General features: G+C 58.9%; 17 protein-coding genes. 7 read left to right on the plus strand and 10 right to left on the minus strand.

Going from position 1 to position 19,090, the window contains the following annotated elements; translation table 11 throughout:
* Window positions 1-159: 159 nt before the first annotated feature.
* The 5 genes from ACTG2S_RS12980 (at window position 160) to ACTG2S_RS13000 (ending at window position 5,457) form a co-directional block, all read left to right on the plus strand.
* The gene (locus tag ACTG2S_RS12980; RefSeq protein WP_274160478.1) at window positions 160-1,254 is read left to right on the plus strand and encodes a putative 2-aminoethylphosphonate ABC transporter ATP-binding protein; all 1,095 of its coding nucleotides are present in this window, start codon (window positions 160-162) and stop codon (window positions 1,252-1,254) included.
* Window positions 1,251-2,987 (plus strand): putative 2-aminoethylphosphonate ABC transporter permease subunit, encoded by a 1,737-nt coding sequence (locus ACTG2S_RS12985; RefSeq protein WP_274160479.1) that lies wholly within the window; start codon window positions 1,251-1,253, stop codon window positions 2,985-2,987. Before ACTG2S_RS12980 ends, ACTG2S_RS12985 begins: the two co-directional genes overlap by 4 nt.
* Window positions 2,988-3,005: 18 nt before the next feature.
* Window positions 3,006-4,412, plus strand: a complete 1,407-nt coding sequence (locus ACTG2S_RS12990) for an FAD-dependent oxidoreductase (RefSeq protein ID WP_274160480.1) — start codon at window positions 3,006-3,008, stop codon at window positions 4,410-4,412.
* A gap of 204 nt (window positions 4,413-4,616) precedes the next feature.
* Window positions 4,617-4,805 (plus strand): hypothetical protein, encoded by a 189-nt coding sequence (locus ACTG2S_RS12995; protein ID WP_274160481.1) that lies wholly within the window; start codon window positions 4,617-4,619, stop codon window positions 4,803-4,805.
* Window position 4,806: 1 nt separating this feature from the next.
* Window positions 4,807-5,457 (plus strand): hypothetical protein, encoded by a 651-nt coding sequence (locus tag ACTG2S_RS13000; RefSeq protein ID WP_274160482.1) that lies wholly within the window; start codon window positions 4,807-4,809, stop codon window positions 5,455-5,457.
* A gap of 336 nt (window positions 5,458-5,793) precedes the next feature.
* Here ACTG2S_RS13000 and sucD read toward each other — a convergent pair whose 3' ends face one another.
* The 8 genes from sucD to sdhC form a co-directional block, all read right to left on the minus strand.
* The gene (sucD, locus tag ACTG2S_RS13005) at window positions 5,794-6,666 is read right to left on the minus strand and encodes a succinate--CoA ligase subunit alpha (protein WP_005333542.1); all 873 of its coding nucleotides are present in this window, start codon (window positions 6,664-6,666) and stop codon (window positions 5,794-5,796) included.
* Complete coding sequence (gene sucC, locus ACTG2S_RS13010) at window positions 6,666-7,832, minus strand: ADP-forming succinate--CoA ligase subunit beta (protein WP_005361097.1); 1,167 nt, start codon at window positions 7,830-7,832, stop codon at window positions 6,666-6,668. The genes sucD and sucC overlap by 1 nt, the downstream gene beginning before the upstream one ends.
* A gap of 171 nt (window positions 7,833-8,003) precedes the next feature.
* Window positions 8,004-9,194 (minus strand): 2-oxoglutarate dehydrogenase complex dihydrolipoyllysine-residue succinyltransferase, encoded by a 1,191-nt coding sequence (gene odhB / locus ACTG2S_RS13015; protein WP_267529738.1) that lies wholly within the window; start codon window positions 9,192-9,194, stop codon window positions 8,004-8,006.
* 35 nt (window positions 9,195-9,229) lie between these two features.
* Window positions 9,230-12,037, minus strand: a complete 2,808-nt coding sequence (sucA, locus tag ACTG2S_RS13020; protein WP_005333548.1) for a 2-oxoglutarate dehydrogenase E1 component — start codon at window positions 12,035-12,037, stop codon at window positions 9,230-9,232.
* 115 nt (window positions 12,038-12,152) lie between these two features.
* The gene (locus tag ACTG2S_RS13025) at window positions 12,153-12,869 is read right to left on the minus strand and encodes a succinate dehydrogenase iron-sulfur subunit (protein WP_005333549.1); all 717 of its coding nucleotides are present in this window, start codon (window positions 12,867-12,869) and stop codon (window positions 12,153-12,155) included.
* A 16-nt stretch (window positions 12,870-12,885) separates the two neighbouring features.
* The gene (sdhA, locus tag ACTG2S_RS13030) at window positions 12,886-14,652 is read right to left on the minus strand and encodes a succinate dehydrogenase flavoprotein subunit (protein WP_040066317.1); all 1,767 of its coding nucleotides are present in this window, start codon (window positions 14,650-14,652) and stop codon (window positions 12,886-12,888) included.
* Between the two features lies 1 nt (window position 14,653).
* Entirely contained in the window at window positions 14,654-14,998 is a 345-nt protein-coding gene (sdhD, locus tag ACTG2S_RS13035) for a succinate dehydrogenase, hydrophobic membrane anchor protein (protein ID WP_005333558.1), read from the minus strand.
* Window positions 14,992-15,369, minus strand: a complete 378-nt coding sequence (sdhC, locus tag ACTG2S_RS13040) for a succinate dehydrogenase cytochrome b556 subunit (RefSeq protein ID WP_005333571.1) — start codon at window positions 15,367-15,369, stop codon at window positions 14,992-14,994. The genes sdhD and sdhC overlap by 7 nt, the downstream gene beginning before the upstream one ends.
* 442 nt (window positions 15,370-15,811) lie before the next feature.
* Here sdhC and ACTG2S_RS13045 point away from each other — a divergent pair, with 442 nt between their 5' ends.
* Both ACTG2S_RS13045 and ACTG2S_RS13050 read left to right on the plus strand, forming a co-directional pair.
* A complete protein-coding gene (locus tag ACTG2S_RS13045; protein ID WP_005333572.1) occupies window positions 15,812-17,098 on the plus strand; it encodes a citrate synthase in 1,287 nt (428 codons plus the stop codon).
* 92 nt (window positions 17,099-17,190) lie between these two features.
* A complete protein-coding gene (locus tag ACTG2S_RS13050) occupies window positions 17,191-17,511 on the plus strand; it encodes a DUF4377 domain-containing protein (RefSeq protein ID WP_019446103.1) in 321 nt (106 codons plus the stop codon).
* A 68-nt stretch (window positions 17,512-17,579) separates the two neighbouring features.
* On the opposite strand, the gene ACTG2S_RS13055 is transcribed toward ACTG2S_RS13050, so the two are convergent.
* Complete coding sequence (locus ACTG2S_RS13055; RefSeq protein ID WP_274160483.1) at window positions 17,580-18,020, minus strand: acetyltransferase; 441 nt, start codon at window positions 18,018-18,020, stop codon at window positions 17,580-17,582.
* Between the two features lie 57 nt (window positions 18,021-18,077).
* Window positions 18,078-18,941 (minus strand): DUF5718 family protein, encoded by an 864-nt coding sequence (locus tag ACTG2S_RS13060; protein WP_274160484.1) that lies wholly within the window; start codon window positions 18,939-18,941, stop codon window positions 18,078-18,080.
* Window positions 18,942-19,090 lie beyond the last annotated feature (149 nt).

Below are 19,090 nucleotides of genomic sequence, written 5' to 3' on the forward strand. Positions count from 1 at the left end.
TGCCTTCAATTAGCGATGCTTAGTCCATTCGCACAGTGCCCAATCACTTGCTGGCGACCCGATCTCATTTGACTGTCATCAAGCTGTCATCCCCCGATCACCTGACCGTCACACTTCACCCGCAAACTGGTATATACCAAATCAGTAGCGAGTCGAACCATGACCCAGCCCTATCTGGACATTCAACATCTCAACAAGCAGTTCGGTGCTTTTCAGGCCCTGAAAGGGATCTCTCTGACCATTGAGCCGGGGGAGTTTATCTGCTTTCTCGGCCCCTCCGGCTGCGGCAAAACCACCCTGCTCAGAGCCATCGCCGGGCTGGATCTGCCGGACAACGGCGAGATCTGGCAAGGAGGGCGCAATATCTCCCGCCTGCCGCCCCAGGAGCGCGATTTTGGCATCGTGTTTCAGTCCTATGCCCTCTTCCCCAACCTGACGGTGGCCCAGAACATCGCCTTCGGCCTTGAGAATCAGGGGCTGGCGCGAGATCTCATCAAGGAGCGGGTGGATCACTGGCTGGGGCTGGTGGATCTCACTGCCCAGTCCCACAAATACCCGAGCCAGATCTCCGGCGGCCAGCAGCAGCGGGTGGCGCTGGCCCGGGCGCTAGCCCTCTCCCCCGGACTGTTGTTGCTGGACGAACCGCTCAGCGCGCTGGATGCGCTGGTGCGCACCCATCTTCGCAGCGAGATCCGCGCCCTGCAGCAGCGCCTTGGCATCACCACCATCATGGTGACCCACGATCAGGAAGAGGCGCTGACCATGGCCGACCGCATCGTGGTGATGGAGGGCGGCCGCATCGTACAGGTGGGCACCCCGCAGGAGATCTACCACCAGCCTGCCAGCCGCTTCGTGGCAAGCTTCGTCGGCACCATGAACTTCCTCGAGACGCTGGTGCTGAGCCCCACTCAGGTGCGCCTCAACGAACAACCGCTGACACTTGCCAACCAGGCCGCTGCCGGCAGCAAATTGCAGGTGGCGATCCGCCCCGAGGCGATCACCCTGAGTGCGCCGAGCGAGCCGCATCTTGGCCAACATGGCATTGAAGCAACCATCGATCAGGTGGAGTTTCTCGGCGCCGCCCAGCGCCTTATCTGCACCGCCGACACCTATCTGGGCCCGCAGCAAATTCTGGTGGAGCGCCCGACCCACGAGCTGCCCCGCCACGAACAGGGTGGCTGGCGCAGCGGCATGCGCTGCTCGCTGCACTGGCCTGCCGGGGCGATGCAGCTGTTTGAAGGAGAGCGCCCATGACTGCCCCCTTTGCGACCTCCTCCCTGCTGCCACCAGTGACAGCCCGCCAAGTCTCTCGCTGGCAGCGGCTCTGTCGCGGCTGGAGCCGAGATCAGCTGCTGCAACTGTTCCTGCTTGCGCTCGGCATCGCCCTGCTCACCGGCGGTCTGCTGCTGCCACTGCTCACCATGCTGCAAAAAAGTCTGCAGGATGAGAACGGCCTCTGGGTGGGCCTTGCCAACTTCAGCGCCTACTTCGACTCCCCTCATCTGGGGCGCACCATCGGCAACACCCTCTGGCTCGGGGTGCTGATCACTGCGCTGGTTGTGACCATCGCCTTTGGCTACGCCTACGCCCTCACCCGCACCTGTATGCCGGGCAAGAGCCTGTTTCGCCTCATCGGTTTGATCCCGCTCCTGATGCCCTCCCTGTTGCCCGCCATCAGTCTGGTCTACTGGTTTGGCAATCAGGGGATCGCCAAGGGGCTGCTCGGCGGCGAGAGCATCTACGGCCCCATCGGCATCGTCATTGGTCTGGGCTTCTGGTGCTTCCCCCACGCCCTGATGATCCTTATCACGGCGCTGGGTCAGAGCGATGCCCGCCTCTATGAAGCCTCACGGGTGCTCGGCAGCAGCGGCTGGCGCACCTTTGTCACCGTCACCCTGCCTACCGCCCGTTATGGCCTGCTCAGCGCCGCCATCGCGGTCTTCACCCTCACCATCTGCGACTTCGGGGTGGCCAAGGTGATTGGCGGCCAGTACAGCGTGCTGGCCACCGATATCTACCGGCAGGTGATCGGGATGCAGAACTTCTCCCTCGGCGCCGTTGCCAGCGTCACCCTGCTGCTGCCGGCACTGTTGAGCTTTGCGCTGGAGCACAGAGTGCGCAGCAAGATGCAGGAGCAGAGCAGCACCAAGGCGGTGCCCTATCAGCCCAAACCCCATCGGCTGCGGGATCTGCTGGCGCTCGGCTGGTGCACGCTCTGGGCCCTGCTGTTTCTGGCGCTGGTGGGGATGGCCGTTTACGGCTCCCTGGTGCAGTTCTGGCCCTACAACCTCGGGCTGACGCTGGATCACTACGCCTTTGACAGCAACAGCGTCTATGGCTGGCAGCCCTTTACCAACACCTTGCAGTTGGGCCTCTATACCGCGCTTATCGGCACCGTGCTGGTGATGGTGCTGGCCTGGGCGCAGGAGAAGGGACGCCACTTCGCGCCGCTGCGCCAGCTGCTGCATCTGCTCGCCATGCTGTCGCTGGCGGTGCCCGGCATGGTGCTGGGGCTGGGTTACATCTTCTTTTTCAACGGCAATCCGCTCTTTGGCGGCCTATACGGCACCCTGCCGTTGATGGTGCTCTCCTGCGTCATTCACTACTACACGGTGGGTCATATGACGGCGCTGACCAGCCTGAAACAACTGCCCAAGGAGCTGGAACTGGTGGCCATCTCATTGCGCATTCCGCTCTGGAAGGCGTTCTGGCGAGTCACCCTGCCCGCCTCCCTGCCCGCACTGCTGGAGATCTTCATTTACCTGTTCGTCAACGCCATGACCACCACCTCGGCGGTGATCTTCCTCTATTCGAGCGACAGCGTGCTCGCCTCCATCGCCGTGCTCAATATGGAGGATTCCGGCGATACCGCCGCGGCCGCCGCCATGGCCACCCTGATCCTGCTGGCCGCCGCCACCGTCAAGCTGCTCCAGCTCTTTTTAAGTCGCGCCCTGCTGGATCGCACCCAGCGCTGGCGCCACCAATAACCTTATCGAGGAGTCATCATGTCCACTCTCCCCTTCTGGCTGGCCGAAGCGCTCGCCGCCGAACAACCCGCACCGCCCACGCCCCTAGTCGGCCACCACGAGGCCGATGTCTGCATCGTCGGCGGCGGCTTTACCGGGCTGTGGAGCGCCATCGCCCTTAAACAGGCCGAGCCCCACCTGCACGTCATAGTGCTGGAGAAAGATCGCTGCGGCAGCGGCGCCTCCGGGCGCAACGGCGGCTGCCTGCTTACCTGGTCGGCCAAATACCTGACGTTAAAGCGCCTGTTTGGCGAGCAGCAGGCCGCCTGGCTGGTACAGAGATCCGAGCAGGCGGTACACGAGATCGCCCACTTCTGCGAAACGCACAACATAGAGGCAGAGCTGAGGGTCGAGGGCACCTGCTACACCGCCACCAGCGAGGCCCAGCGTGGCCTGATGGAGCCGGTATTGCAGGAACTCAAGCGAGCCGACCTTAACCAGTGGCAGGCGATTGAAGAGGGTGAACTGGCAAGCCAGAGCGGCTCCCACGTTCATCTGGAGGGACTCTACAGCCCTCACGCCGGTTCGGTGCAACCGGCGCTGTTGGTGCGCGGCCTGCTGCGGGTGGCGCGGGAACTGGGGGTCGAGGTTTATGAGCACTCCCCCATGCAGCGCCTTGAGGCGGGCCAGCCTGCACGGGTGCAGACACCGCAGGGCGAGGTGCGCGCCCGCAAGGTGGTGCTGGCCCTCAACAGCGCCATGGTGCAGCACTTTCGCGAGTTTCGCCGCAGTATCGTGCTGGTCTCCTCCGATATGGTGATTACCGACCCCGCACCGGATGCACTGGCCGCCCAGCAGCTTGAGCACGGCCGCTCCGTGGTGGATGGCCGCACCTTTGTGCATTACTACCGCTCGACCCCGCAAGGGCGGCTGATGCTGGGCAAGGGGGGCAACACCTTCGCCTTTGCCAACCGCCATCTGGCCGAGTTCGATGCCCCCAGCCGCTATCTTGCCCCCCTCACCCGCACCCTGCGCCGCTTCTTTCCGGCGCTCAAAGAGGTGCCCATCGCCGCCAGCTGGTGCGGCGCCTCCGACCGCTCGGTGGATGGCCTCCCCTTCTTCGGCCACTGGCGAGGGCAGCCCAATATCGTCTATGGCCTCGGCTACTCTGGCAACGGAGTGGCACAAAGCTGGATGGGCGGTCAAGTACTGGCGGCCCTGGTGAGGGACGAGGTGCGGGAGGAAGACAAGCCGTGGCGCGACTGCGCATTGGTCAGCGGCCCGCGCGGCTACTTCCCGCCAGAGCCATTCCGCTGGCTGGGCGCCATGGCGGTACGCAACGCCATCCGGCGCAAAGAGCGGGCGGAAGATGAGAACCGCCCGGTGGCCTGGTATGACAAACAGCTTGCCAAACTTGCCGATGCGGCGGGCAAGGCGGATAAATAGCCCGGCGATAACGGGGAAGCATGTTCCATATTGCTTACCCCTACTCCCTATTTCTTTAGAGAGATAGCGGCATCGTGCATAATGATTTCTTGTAAACAGTGACAACCTCTCAACATTGGAGTTATATCTCTATCCTAAACACACGTATTGTTGAAGTCATACAACATTAAGTGTATAATATTTGACCCTAATAAAGGAGGGCGTATGAGCAGAATATTTGCTATGATTCAGAGTCGTTTTACTAAAAAAAATGATGACTTTGCCTCTAAAGTCCTTACACGGTATAGCAATCAAAAAGGCCTGAGTGCCTTTTCTATCCAGCTTTTCAAGTCTGAAAATGCAGACACAATAAATGCTCGATTTGAAAAGACAAAACTGAAAGTGGTCGAGTAAGATGAAAAATAATAGAGCACAGAAGTCACCACGTTCTAGCAAAGCTCAGGCCCCCCATTCAAATACTCCAACAAATATCCCTTCAGAGGAGCCTAACTCTCCGAAGTACAATGTGGTTTATGAAAGGCTTGTTAATAACAACAAAGATATCATCGGGCTATTAGCTTATTGTCTGTACAAGCAAAGTAAGCAGCTGTTTATTCGTGAATTTGAAAAAAATAATGGTAAACGCCCGACTGATTCAGAACTTGCTAATCATGTAGTTTGCTCTGAAATACCAAAACTTTCAATGTATCGAGAAGAGGCGACAAGATCAGTATCTCTCTTGCTAAGTCAAGCTGCAGCGGAAAAAGAAGAGGAACTTGAGGAGCATTTCAAGGAACGCTTATGGTTATTTATTAACAAACATGAACCAGAAGGTTTTTTAGAACGTCAATGGTGTAATTTAAAAGGCTTGATATACGGTGGTGTCGGAGGTGTATTTGGCAACTTCTTTACAACTGCACTCTTAGTCTTGTTTTTATTTTGGGCGGCGTCAACAGAAACTCGAGATGGCTTCTTCAACAGTGCAAAAGAAAATTTGGTCTCAGGTCTTGCTCAAGTTATTGGTGTTCAGGTGACAATCTCGCCAGATTCAAATACAAAAGATTAAATCTTCGAGTGTGGCATTTCTTTCACACGACATTTGTTATCTTTGACATTTACAGCTTTAACCTGAAACATACTCTAATTTAATGCATCCACATTTTTTAATGCACATATTACAGATTCGTCCCCTTTAAAAAATCAGTTGTTCAGTCCTATTATACTCTGAACTCCATAAGCCTTTCATCATTCATTAATACATCGCTTGTCAGTCACTACTTAATATCAGTTGTAGGTTTGAATAGCGAAGCGTATTTGGACGTACACGTTCAATTACGAACTTGAATCATAAAATGCCGCCCATCGGGCGGCATTTTTATTAGAGATAACGGGCTAACAGAAATTACCAGCCGGTCACTTCGCGCAGGGCCTTGCCGATATCGGCCAGGGAGCGGACGGTTTTCACGCCAGCATCTTCCAGCGCGGCAAACTTCTCGGCGGCAGTACCCTTGCCACCGGAAATGATGGCGCCAGCGTGGCCCATCCGCTTGCCGGGAGGGGCAGTAACACCCGCGATATAGGAGACCACCGGCTTGGTGACGTGGGCCTTGATATAGGCGGCAGCATCTTCCTCGGCGTTGCCGCCGATCTCGCCGATCATCACGATCGCTTCGGTCTGCGGATCGTTCTGGAACATCTCCAGAATGTCGATAAAGTTGGAGCCCGGGATGGGGTCGCCACCGATACCAACGCAGGTGGACTGGCCAAAGCCCTCGTCAGTGGTCTGCTTGACCGCCTCGTAGGTCAGGGTGCCGGAGCGGGAAACGATGCCCACCTTGCCCGGCTTGTGAATGTGGCCCGGCATGATGCCGATCTTGCACTCACCCGGAGTGATCACGCCCGGGCAGTTGGGACCGATCATCCGCACGCCGGTCTCTTGCAGCTTCACTTTGACGTCCAGCATATCCAGCGTCGGGATGCCTTCGGTGATGGTGACAATCAGCTTGATGCCCGCGTCGATCGCTTCCAGGATGGCATCCTTGCAAAACGGAGCCGGAACATAGATGACGGAGGCAGTAGCGCCGGTCGCTTCGACCGCGTCACGGACGGTGTTGAACACCGGCAGGCCCAGATGGGTGGTGCCACCCTTGCCTGGGGAGACGCCGCCCACCAGCTGGGTGCCGTAGGAGAGCGCCTGCTCGGAGTGGAAAGTACCCTGACCGCCGGTAAAGCCCTGGCAGATGACTCGGGTGTCCTTGTTGATCAGTACGCTCATCAGTTGGCCTCCGCTGCTTTGACGACTTGCTGCGCGGCATCGGTCAGACTCTTGGCCGCAATGATGTTGAGGCCGCTCTCGGCCAGCTTGATACCACCCAGCTCGGCGTTGTTGCCTTCCAGACGGACCACGACGGGCACCTTGACCCCCACTTCCTTGACCGCACCTATGATGCCTTCCGCGATCATGTCGCAGCGCACGATGCCGCCGAAGATGTTGACCAGCACCGCTTTGACGTTGCTGTCGGAGAGGATGATCTTGAACGCCTCGGTTACGCGCTCCTTGGTGGCGCCGCCGCCGACGTCAAGGAAGTTGGCCGGTTTGCCGCCGTGCAGGTTGACGATGTCCATGGTGCCCATGGCCAGACCCGCGCCGTTGACCATGCAGCCGATGTTGCCATCGAGGGCCACATAGTTGAGCTCCCACTGGGCAGCGTGCGCTTCGCGGGGGTCATCTTGTGACGGGTCGTGCATCTCGCGCAGCTTGGGCTGACGATACAGTGCGTTGGCGTCGATGTTGATCTTGCCATCCAGGCAGTGCAGGTTGCCCTGCGCGGTGATCACCAGCGGGTTGATCTCCAGCAGCGCGAAATCGCAATCCAGGAACATCTGGCCCAGCCCCATGAAGATCTTGGTGAACTGTTTGATCTGATCGCCGACCAGACCCAGTTTGAAGGCCAGTTCGCGGGCCTGATAAGCCTGCGGACCCACCAACGGATCGATGGCCGCCTTGTGGATCAGATGGGGGGTTTCGTGGGCGATCTTCTCGATATCCACGCCACCTTCGGTCGAGGCCATGAAAACCACGCGGCGAGAGCCACGGTCAACCACGGCGCCCAGGTAGAGCTCTTTGGCGATGTCGGTGCAAGATTCCACCAGGATCTTGGTGACCGGCTGGCCGTTGGCATCGGTCTGGTAGGTCACCAGATTTTTGCCAAGCCAGTTCTGGGCGAAGGCACGGATCTCGTCCTTGCTCTTGGCCACTTTCACGCCGCCCGCTTTACCGCGGCCACCGGCGTGTACCTGGCATTTGACGACCCAGGTATTGCCGCCAATCTTGTCGGCCGCTTCGGCCGCTTCTTGTGGGGTAGCACAGGCATAACCTTCGGAGACCGGCAGGCCATACTCGGCAAACAGCTGTTTTGCCTGATATTCATGCAGATTCATAGATGCTCTATCCGTGTTGTAGGTATTTCCGTCCGGGGCTGGTGTTTCTCAATCCCCTGTGAATGGGGGCCTGGGCGGCCCCTCGTTATCTTTCAATCGCTCGGGTATTACTCAAACGTCCAGCAGCACATTCGGCTCGGGGCGCAAACCCCTTGCCCGGGTGCCACAGGCTTAGACGTCCAGCAACAGACGGGTCGGGTCTTCCAGCAGCTCCTTGACGGAGACCAGGAAGCCTACCGATTCGCGTCCGTCGATGAGACGGTGATCGTAGGAGAGCGCCAGATACATCATCGGCAGGATCTCGACCTTGCCGTCAACGGCCATCGGGCGATCCTGGATCTTGTGCATGCCCAGAATGGCGCTCTGGGGCGGGTTGATGATCGGGGTGGACATCAGGGAGCCGAACACGCCACCGTTGGTGATGGTGAAGTTGCCGCCAGTCAGTTCATCCACGGTCAGCTTGCCGTCACGGCCCTTGCCCGCCAGATCCTTGATGGCCTTCTCGATGTCCGCCAGGCTCATGTTGTCGCAGTCGCGCAGCACCGGCGTCACCAGACCACGGGGGGTGGAGACGGCGATGCTGACGTCGAAGTAGTTGTGGTAAACCACGTCATCGCCATCGAGCGCCGCGTTCACTTCCGGATAGCGCTTGAGGGACTCCACCACCGCCTTCACGTAGAAGGACATAAAGCCGAGCTTGATGCCGTGCTTCTTCTCGAAGATCTCGCCGTACTGCTTGCGCAGATCCATGATGGGCTTCATGTTGACCTCGTTGAAAGTGGTCAGCATGGCGGTGGTGTTTTTCGCTTCCAGCAGACGCTCGGCAATGCGCTTGCGCAGACGGGTCATCGGTACCCGCTTGTCGGTACGACCACCCAGCGGGGCAACCTTGACTGCCGGGGCTGCAGTTGCGACCGGTGCGGCTGCCGCAGGCTGGCTCTTGGCCTTGATGAAGGCTTCCACATCATCCTTGGTGATGCGACCACCCTTGCCGGTACCGGTCAGCTTGGTCACGTCGATGTCGTGCTCGCCAATCAGGCGGCGCACCGAGGGGCTCAAGCCATCGGCACCATCATCGGCAACCGCTTCAGCGGGTTTCTCTTTGGTCTCTTCACCGGCCACCGGGGCGGCGGTGAGGATGGCAATCAGTTGACGGGACAACACGGTCGCCCCTTCCCCTTGCAGAATATCCCCCAGCACACCGGCTTGCGGTGCCGGCACTTCCAGCACCACCTTGTCGGTCTCGATGTCGACCAGCACTTCGTCACGGGCGACCAGATCGCCCGGTTTTTTGTGCCAGGTGGCGATAGTGGCATCGGCCACTGATTCCGGCAGATCCGGTACCTTGATTTCGATAGTCATCCAATCAGTTCCTTTTTACTTCTATGCCAGAGGCTTTACAGGGTAAGGGCATCTTCCACCAAGGCTTTTTGCTGCTTGGCGTGGACAGACATGTAACCGACGGCCGGTGAGGCTGACGCGGGGCGACCGGCATAACGCAGGGTGGCTCCGGCTGGCAGCACGCCATCGTAGTGGTGACGGGTGCAGTACCAGGCGCCCTGGTTCTGCGGCTCTTCCTGACACCAGACAAAGTCGGTGACGTGGCTGTAATCGGCCAGAATGGCGCGCACTTCCTCTTCCGGGAAGGGGTAGAGCTGCTCAATTCGCACCAGTGCCACATCTTGCTGCTCGGCCTTGCGACGGGCATCGAGCAAGTCGTAGTAGACCTTGCCGGAGCAGAAAACCACCCGCTTGACCGCTTTCGGATCCAGCGCATCGATCTCGCCGATGGCGTTCTGGAAGGTACCTTCCGCCAGCTCTTCAAGCTTGCTCACCGCCAGCGGATGGCGCAGCAGGGATTTGGGCGTCATGACGATGAGCGGACGGCGCATCGGGCGCACAACCTGACGACGCAGCATATGGAACACCTGCGCCGGGGTAGAGGGCACGCACACCTGCATGTTGTGCTGGGCACACATCTGCAGATAACGCTCCAGACGGGCGGAGGAGTGCTCCGGCCCCTGCCCCTCGTAACCGTGCGGCAGCAGCATGGTCAGGCCGCACATCCGGCCCCACTTCTGCTCACCGGAGGAGAGGAACTGATCCACCACTACCTGGGCACAGTTGGCGAAATCGCCGAACTGGGCTTCCCAGATGGTGAGGCCAGCCGGCTCGGCGCTGGCGTAGCCATATTCAAAGGCCAGAACCGCGTTCTCGGTCAGCACAGAGTCATACACCTCGAACGGGCCCTGCTCGTCGTGCAGGTTGCACAGCGGGGTGTAGGTGCTGGCATCGGTCTGGCTGTGCAGCACGGCGTGGCGGTGGAAGAAGGTGCCACGGCCGGAGTCTTCACCGGTAAAGCGGATACGGGACCCCTTGTCCACCAGAGTGGCGTAGGCCAGAGTCTCGGCAAAGCCCCAATCCACCAACTTCTCGCCAGCGGCCATCAGACGGCGGTCTTCGTAAATCTTCTCGACCTGACGCTGCAGCACGTGGGTCGCCGGATACTGGCTCACCCGCTCGCCGAGGCTCTTGAGGTGATCCATCGGCACGGCACTCTCATAGGCCATGTTCCAGTCGTGGCCCAGATAAGGGGTCCAGTCGACAGAGTGCAGCTCCATCGGCCGCCACTCCTTGCTCACCCGCTCGCCGCGATCCAGCGCTTCGCGATACTCGTTGACCAGTTCGGTCGCCCGCTCCTGGGCGAGGCTCCCCTCGGCCACCAGCTGATCGGCGTAGATCTTGCGCGGGGTCGGGTGCTGCTTGATCTTCTGGTACATCAAAGGCTGGGTGGCGCTCGGCTCATCCGCTTCGTTGTGACCGTGACGACGGTAGCAAACCAGCTCGATCACCACGTCGCGTTTGAAGGTGTTGCGGTAATCCAGTGCAATCTGGGTCACCAGCACCACGGCTTCCGGATCATCCCCATTGACGTGCAGCACCGGCGCCTGCACCGCCTTGGCGATGTCGGTGCAATATTCGGTGGAACGCAGGTCACGGATATAGGAGGTGGTGAAACCAACCTGGTTGTTGATGACGATGCGCACCGTCCCGCCGACACCATAGGCACGGGTCTGGGACATGTTGAAGGTCTCGGCCACCACGCCCTGACCGGCCATGGCCGAGTCACCGTGAATGGTGATGGGCAACACGCTGGAGCCATCCTTGTCACCGCGACGATCCATCCGGGCACGGACCGAGCCGATGACCACAGGGTTGACAATCTCGAGGTGAGAGGGGTTGAACGCCAGCGCAAGGTGGACGTTGCCACCCGGGGTGGCGAAGTCGGAGGAGAAGCCCATGTGGTACTTCACATCACCGGTGCCCCAGGATTCGCCATGCTTGCCGGCAAACTCGTCGAACAGATCCTGAGCGCGCTTGCCCAGCACGTTGATCAGCACGTTGAGGCGACCGCGGTGGGCCATACCGATAACGGCCTCTTTGCAGCCCTGCTCACCGGCGCGACGGATCAGCTCCTTGAGCATGGGGATCATGGCGTCGCCACCTTCCAGCGAGAAGCGCTTGGCTCCCGGGAACTTGGCGCCCAGATATTTCTCCAGCCCTTCGGCAGCGGTCAGGCTCTCGAGGAAACGGGTCTTCTCTTCGAGGGTGTAGCTCCCCTTCCCTTCAATGGATTCGAGACGCTGTTGCAGCCAGCGCTTCTCTTCCGTGGAGGTGAGGTGCATGTAGTCGGCGCCTATGCTGCCGCAATAGGTCTTCTTCAGCGAGGCGTAGAGGTCGGAGAGCACCATGGTCTCGCGACCGATGGCGTAGGAGCCCACATTGAAGGTGGCCTCCATATCTGCGCCCTGCAGGTTGTGGAACGCAGGATCCAGTTCGGCAACGGTTTCACGCTGCCACAGGCCCAGCGGGTCCAGATTGGCATTCTGGTGACCACGGAAACGGAAGGCGTTGATCAGCTGCAATACCCGCACCTGCTTGGCATCCACTTGCGGATCGGAGACGGGGGCACTGTAGCGAGAGGGATCCTTGGCCAGACGACGGAAATAATCGCGGACCTGGGAGTGGGGTTGTTCAACCGCATGGCCATTGACCTGGGGCAGCTCGCTAAACAGGCTGCGCCACTCGTCGGACACGGAGTCAGGATTTTCCAGGAAGGATTCGTACAAATCCTCAATATAGCTTGCATTCGCACCAGCCAGGTGAGATGACTCCAACCAGGCCTTCATCACGCCGTTATGCATTTCTATCCCTTGTACTTCTTGTTACTGCTGCGCAGCTTGTAGGGGTCAAATAGCCATCCTGCCACGGGTGGGATGGCTATCCAGAGGTCGGGCCAGCACGTGGCCGGCCCTGATACTAAACAGCCCGATTGAGCAACATCGACTTGATCTGACCAATCGCCTTGGTCGGGTTCAAGCCTTTCGGACAGACGTTCACGCAGTTCATGATGCCATGACAGCGGAACACGCTGAATGCGTCGTCCAGATTCCCCAGTCGTTCGGTGGTCGCGGTGTCGCGGCTGTCAGCCAGCCAGCGGTAGGCGGCGAGCAGCCCGGCCGGACCGATGAACTTGTCGGGATTCCACCAGAAGGAGGGGCACGAAGTGGAGCAGCAGGCACAGAGAATGCACTCGTACAGGCCGTCAAGCTTGGCGCGCTCTTCGGGGGATTGCAGGTGCTCACGCACCGGCGGCAACTTGTCATCATTGATGAGGAAGGGTTTGACCTTCTCCCACTGGGTGTAGAACTGGGTCATGTCGATCACCAGATCACGGATCACCGGCAAGCCGGGCAAGGGGCGGATAACGACGTTATTGCCCTTCTTCAGCAGGTCGGAGAGCGGGGTGATACAGGCAAGACCGTTCTTGCCATTCATGTTGAGACCGTCTGATCCACAGACCCCTTCGCGGCAAGAGCGGCGGAAGGCGAGCGTGGGATCCAGCTCTTTCAACTGGATCAGTGCGTCGAGCACCATCATGTCGGAACCTTCAGGAATATCAAGACGATATTCCTTCATATGGGGGACGTTATCAACATCCGGATTGTATCTGTAGACAGAGAATGTGACGTTCATAGGGCTGGCTCCGCAATCAGTAAGTCCGGACCTTGGGCGGGAACGCCTCACGGGTCTTGGGTGACATGTTGACAGCGCGACGGGTCATGGACTCGGTGTCCGGATGATAGAGGCTGTGGCACAGCCAGTTCTCATCGTCGCGATCCGGGAAGTCGAAGCGGCAGTGAGCACCGCGACTCTCGGTACGGAAGTTGGCGGCAACCGCCGTGGCAAACGCCGTCTCCATCAGGTTGTCCAGCTCCAGGCACTCGATGCGCTGGGTGTTGAACTCTTTGGAGGTGTCATCCAGACGGGCTGACTTGAGGCGTTCGCGGATAACCTTGAGCTCGGCCAACCCTTCTGCCATCGCAGCACCTTCGCGGAACACCGAGAAGTTATTCTGCATGCAGCGCTGCAGGTCTTTGCGGATCTGCACCGGGTCTTCCCCGTCACGGCAATTTTCCCAGCGGTTGAAGCGGGCCAGTGCGGCATCCAGATCCGACTCGGAAGCATCGCGGCCGTGATCCATCTCGCCCAGGGTGTTGACCAGATGCATGCCGGCAGCGCGGCCAAACACCACCAGATCCAGCAGGGAGTTGCCACCCAGACGGTTGGCACCGTGTACGGAGACGCAGGCAATCTCGCCCACCGCAAACAGACCGACCACCGGTACATCGTTGCCATTCTTGTCCTGAGTCAGGCACTGGCCATTCACGTTGGTCGGCACGCCGCCCATCATGTAGTGGCAGGTCGGAATGATCGGGATCGGCTCTTTGACAGGATCCACGTGGGCGAAGGTGCGAGAGAGCTCGCAGATCCCCGGCAGACGGGATTCCAGCACCTCTTTGCCGAGGTGATCCAGCTTGAGCTTGATGTGCGGGCCCCAAGGACCATCGCAGCCACGGCCTTCACGGATCTCGATCATGATGGAGCGGGCCACCACGTCGCGACCGGCCAAGTCCTTGGCGTTCGGGGCGTAACGCTCCATGAAGCGCTCGCCATCTTTATTGAGCAGATAGCCGCCTTCACCACGGCAGCCTTCAGTTACCAGCACCCCGGCCCCAGCGATGCCGGTCGGGTGGAACTGCCACATCTCCATGTCCTGCACGCCGACGCCGGCACGCAGCGCCATGCCGACACCGTCACCGGTGTTGATGTGGGCGTTGGTGGTGGACTGGTAGATACGACCGGCACCGCCAGTCGCCAGCACGGTGGCCTTGGCCTTGAAGTAGACCACTTCACCGCTCTCCATATCGATGGCGGTACAACCCACCACATGGCCATCCTGGTTTTTCACCAGATCCAGCGCATACCACTCGGAGAAGACGGTGGTCTTGTTCTTGACGTTCTGCTGATAGAGGGTGTGCAGCAGGGCGTGACCGGTACGGTCGGCGGCCGCTGCGGTACGAGCAGCCTGCTCGCCACCGAAATTCTTGGACTGACCACCAAACGGACGCTGGTAGACAGACCCGTTATCGAAACGGGAGAAGGGAAGCCCCATGTTCTCCAGCTCATAGATAGCCTCGGGACCGGTTTTGCACATGTACTCGATGGCTTCCTGATCACCGATGTAATCGGAACCTTTTACCGTGTCATACATATGCCACTGCCAGTTGTCATCATGGGCATTGCCCAGCGCAACCGTGATCCCGCCCTGAGCGGAAACAGTGTGAGAACGGGTTGGAAAAACCTTGGACAACAGAGCGCAGCTCTTGCCGGACTGGGCAATCTGCAGCGCGGCGCGCATACCGGCACCACCGGCACCAATCACCACCGCATCAAATTCACGAGTTGGAATAGTCACCTTACACACCCCACAGCACGACGAAACCCGTCATCAGATAGACAAACAGCACCACGACCAGGGCAAATTGCAGCGCCCCGCGCAGCCCTACCGGCTTGATATAGTCAGTCAGCACCTGCCACAGACCAATCCAGGCGTGGATCAGTACGCAGAGCAGGGTCAACAGGGTGAATACTTTGGTGAATGTTTTGGCGAAGAAGCCTGCCCACACCTCGTAGGTGATGTCGTTGAACGCGACAAAGCCCACCAGATAGAGGACATAACAGGTCATGATGAGGGCGGTGGCGCGGATCAGGATGTAATCATGAACGCCGCTGCGCCCGAAGGTTGCAGAATTGGTTACCATACAAGCACTCCCGCCAATACAGCCAGGATCGCGGTGATCACGAAGGCCACGCGGGCGCTCTGATTGCCGGATTCCAGCTCTTCCCAATAGCCCATATCCATGACCAGATGACGCAAGCCGCCCACAATGTGGTATGCCAGCGCAGTCAGGATCCCCCACAGCACGAGTTTGACCAGGAAGTTGTCCATGATGGCAACCACGGTTTCAAACCCTTCGGGAGAGGCGAGTGAAGTACCAAGCATCCACAGCAAGATGCCCAGTGCAACAAAGGTAATGACCCCTGAAACACGGTGCAGGATGGATGCAATGGCAGTGACAGGAAAGCTGATCGTCTGTAGGTCGAGGTTGACCGGTCTCTGTTTGTTTTTCACGCTTGCCCACTCAGCTCCATTGAGCACGTTAGTTATTGTTTTAACTCACACTTGAGGGCACGGAATGGTGATTGTTGGTTTTTTGTTACCAAAAAACTCTGAAAAAGCCAAAACGCGAGTTTTCGGTTTCACATCAGGCTTTGCCAAAGCGTTTCAAACACCCGCAGCCATGACCCACGTGGCGCAGTATATCGGCGGCCTTAACCGAAGACAATCAATTAGCTACAAATAAAACACAAAACCGCAAACTCGATCGCATATTTAATTTAACATTTCATTAATGCCATTAATGGGGTTCCAGCAAAATTGACATTGATAAGGAACTCTGTTTCAAATAAGGCGCTCCAGCCACTTCGGTATGGGTAACAACCTTTGCCAGCGTCATAAAAGTCGTAATAGAGTAGGACTGGAACCAAATTATAAAGAGCAAAGGAGACGTGCTATGGCTGATAAGATAGCCACCCTACACCTGCCCGGAAAAGATCCGGTCGAACTGCCGATCCTCTCCGGCACCATCGGCCCGGATGTTATCGATGTCAGAAAATTGGGATCACAGGGGTATTTCACCTTTGACCCCGGTTTTATGGCGACCGGTTCTTGCAAATCTGCCATTACCTACATTGACGGGGATCAGGGTGTCTTGCTGCACCGTGGTTACCCCATCGCCCAGTTGGCCACCCAGGCCACCTATCTGGAAGTCTGCTATATCCTGCTGTACGGCGAAGCGCCGACCAAGGCCCAATATGCCGAATTCGAACGCCTGGTCACCCGCCACACCATGGTGCACGAGCAGATCGCCTTCTTCTTCCGCGGCTTCCGTCGCGACTCCCACCCCATGGCCATCATGTGCGGTGTGGTCAGCGCCCTCTCCGCCTTCTATCACGATGCCCTCGACATCAATAACGAGCAGCATCGCGAGATCTGTGCCTTCCGTCTGCTCTCCAAGATGCCGACTCTGGCAGCCATGTGTTACAAGTACTCCATCGGCCAGCCGTTCATGCAGCCGCGTAACGCCCTCTCCTATGCCGGTAACTTCCTGCACATGATGTTTGGCGTGCCGACCGAAGAGTACAAGGTCAACCCCATCGTTGAACGCGCCATGGATCGTATCTTTACCCTCCATGCGGATCACGAGCAGAACGCCTCCACTTCCACCGTTCGTCTGGCTGGCTCCTCCGGTGCCAACCCGTTCGCCTGTATCGCCGCGGGGATAGCCTCCCTGTGGGGACCGGCCCACGGTGGCGCCAACGAAGCCTGCCTGCGCATGCTGGAAGAGATCGGCTCGGTGGATCGCATCCCCGAATACATCGCCAAGGCCAAGGACAAGAATGATCCGTTCCGTCTGATGGGCTTCGGTCACCGCGTCTACAAGAACCACGACCCCCGTGCCACCGTGATGCGCGAAACCTGCCACGAAGTACTGACCGAGCTGCAGATCAAGGATCCGCTGCTGGACGTCGCCATGGAGCTGGAGCGTATTGCGCTCTCCGACCCCTACTTCGTCGAGAAGAAACTCTACCCGAACGTGGACTTCTACTCCGGCATCATCATGAAGGCGATCGGCATCCCGATGAGCATGTTCACCGTGATCTTCGCCATCTCCCGCACCATCGGCTGGATTGCCCACTGGAACGAGTTCCACTCAGACCCGGACAGCAAGATTGGTCGCCCACGCCAGCTCTACGTAGGCCACCCGCTGCGCGAGTTCACTCCACTCGAGCAGCGCTAACCACTGTGCTGATATGGTTTGTTACAAAGGCGGTCATTGACCGCCTTTTTGTTTGCCGCTCTAATGCCCCCTTTCGCGTTAAGGAGTCCATTATGAAACCACTGTTTATCAGCGCAGCCTTGCTGCTGACCGCCTGCCAGAGCGCCCCCGCATCGTCACAGGGGGAGACCCTCTATATCAACAGCCAGTTGGTCGATTGCGTCGGAGTTGGCCCAATGCAGTGCATGCAGGTTCGCAGTGATGAGCAGCAGCCCTGGACGCTGTTCTACCAGAATATTGAAGGTTTCCAGTTCGAGCCTGGCTATCGCTACCAGCTCACAGTCAGCAAGGAGCAGCTCACCGATGTGCCGGCCGATGCCCCCTCCGTGCGCTATCAGCTGATCAAGGTGGTGAACAAGGTCGCCAGCAAGTAACAAACACGATCAAAAAAACGGGGGATAGCTGATGCCATCCCCCGTTGGTTTATGGGTACTGCGCCTCATCAGGCTGGCGCCAGCGCCATATGCAGCAACGGATAGGGCTTGCCCTGACCATCCAGCGGCGAGCGACCCGTCACGGTGAATCCCATCTTCAGATAGAAGCCCACCGCCTGTTCGTTCTGCTCGTTGACGTCAACCTGCGTCGCGCCGCCCTGCGTGATGGCATGTTCCACCAGCCGGCCCCCCACGCCACTACCGCGCGCCTCGGGTGCCACAAACAGCATCTCCAGCTTGCCCTCGTACACTCCGCTAAAACCCGTAATCAGCCCCTCTTCTGTACGGGCACTGTGCAGTGTCACCGCATCGAAGTAGTGCTCCAGAATAAGCGGTTTAAGCGCGAAGATCTCGGCCTCGGGCAGGAAGTGGTGGGTCGCCCGCACCGAGGCCTCCCACAGATCGATCAGGGCCGGATAATCGGCCCGGGATACCGGAACAATCGTCATGAAATGACTCGATATGATAACCAGCGGGAAGAGACATCTTCCCGCTGGCAACGGTGATTAGCGCGCCTGCACCGCCTGCACCGCCTGCACCGCCTGCAGCAGCACCGACATATCAGCGCCAAAGTTGCGGCTGCGGATCGCTTCGCGAATATCCGCTTCGCTATAACGGCTGCCCGGGTAGACCACTACGCAGGAGGTGTCGCCCGGTTTGAGGAAGTGGGTCTCGCCAAACGGGGTATAGCGGGTGGCACCGATACTAATGAGCGCATGGGGAGGATGTCCCGCCTGCGCCAGCAGTCCCTGAATGTGCTCCGCCGGCCCCTCATCCTGCTGATGATTGAACTTGTCGATGGCCCAGTCGAGCAGCTTGCCGTGGAAGTAGCTGTAGTCGATGGCGGCGCTGTCTACCCCGTAAGCGTGCAGCTCGCCATCGCGCTCCAGATAGCAAGCGATGCGATAGTCATCGAGCTCGCAACCGGCGGCAAAACCGGAAAGCGGCAGCAGGTTGGCCGCCAACCCCTTGCTCTCTTCGCCCCAGTTCTTCTTCTCGCTGATCTTCTTGGCGTTGGGACGACGGATGGAGCAGTCGTTATAGGCGCCAAAGGCACGGGGATGGATCGCCACCACCTGCTTGCCGGCATACTCCAGCTCGCACCAGAGCGCCACTTCCGGTTCAATCTGCACCTTCTCGTCACCGCTGACCGCCGCTTCCGGCAGAAAGATCGCCTTGTCGCTCAACGGGAATACCCCGAGCTGACCCGGATGGCCCGGCACGAAGAAGGGGAACAGCGCCTTGGGCGCCGTGGTGTCACGCACCACTACCGCTACGAAGTCCGACGCTTCACCCGCCTGCTCCAGGTGACCGGCGAAATTGCCCGCGACCCCGAGTCCGATAAACTTGCTCTCTGCTGCTATCTGCATCTTGCTCACCTGCATCTTGCCCACGCAAGGTAGCAGGCTCGTCGCCTACTACCGCTAAAGTGGCAAGATTAAACCACAAGGGCCCCGCCTTCGCCCAGTCCGGCCCTGTCGTGATGTGCGCCAGTCCGCTTTTTTAAGGTCGAAAAGTC

Source organism: Aeromonas sp. 82P (genome assembly GCF_051919365.1).
Taxonomy (GTDB): Bacteria; Pseudomonadota; Gammaproteobacteria; order Enterobacterales; family Aeromonadaceae; genus Aeromonas; species Aeromonas veronii.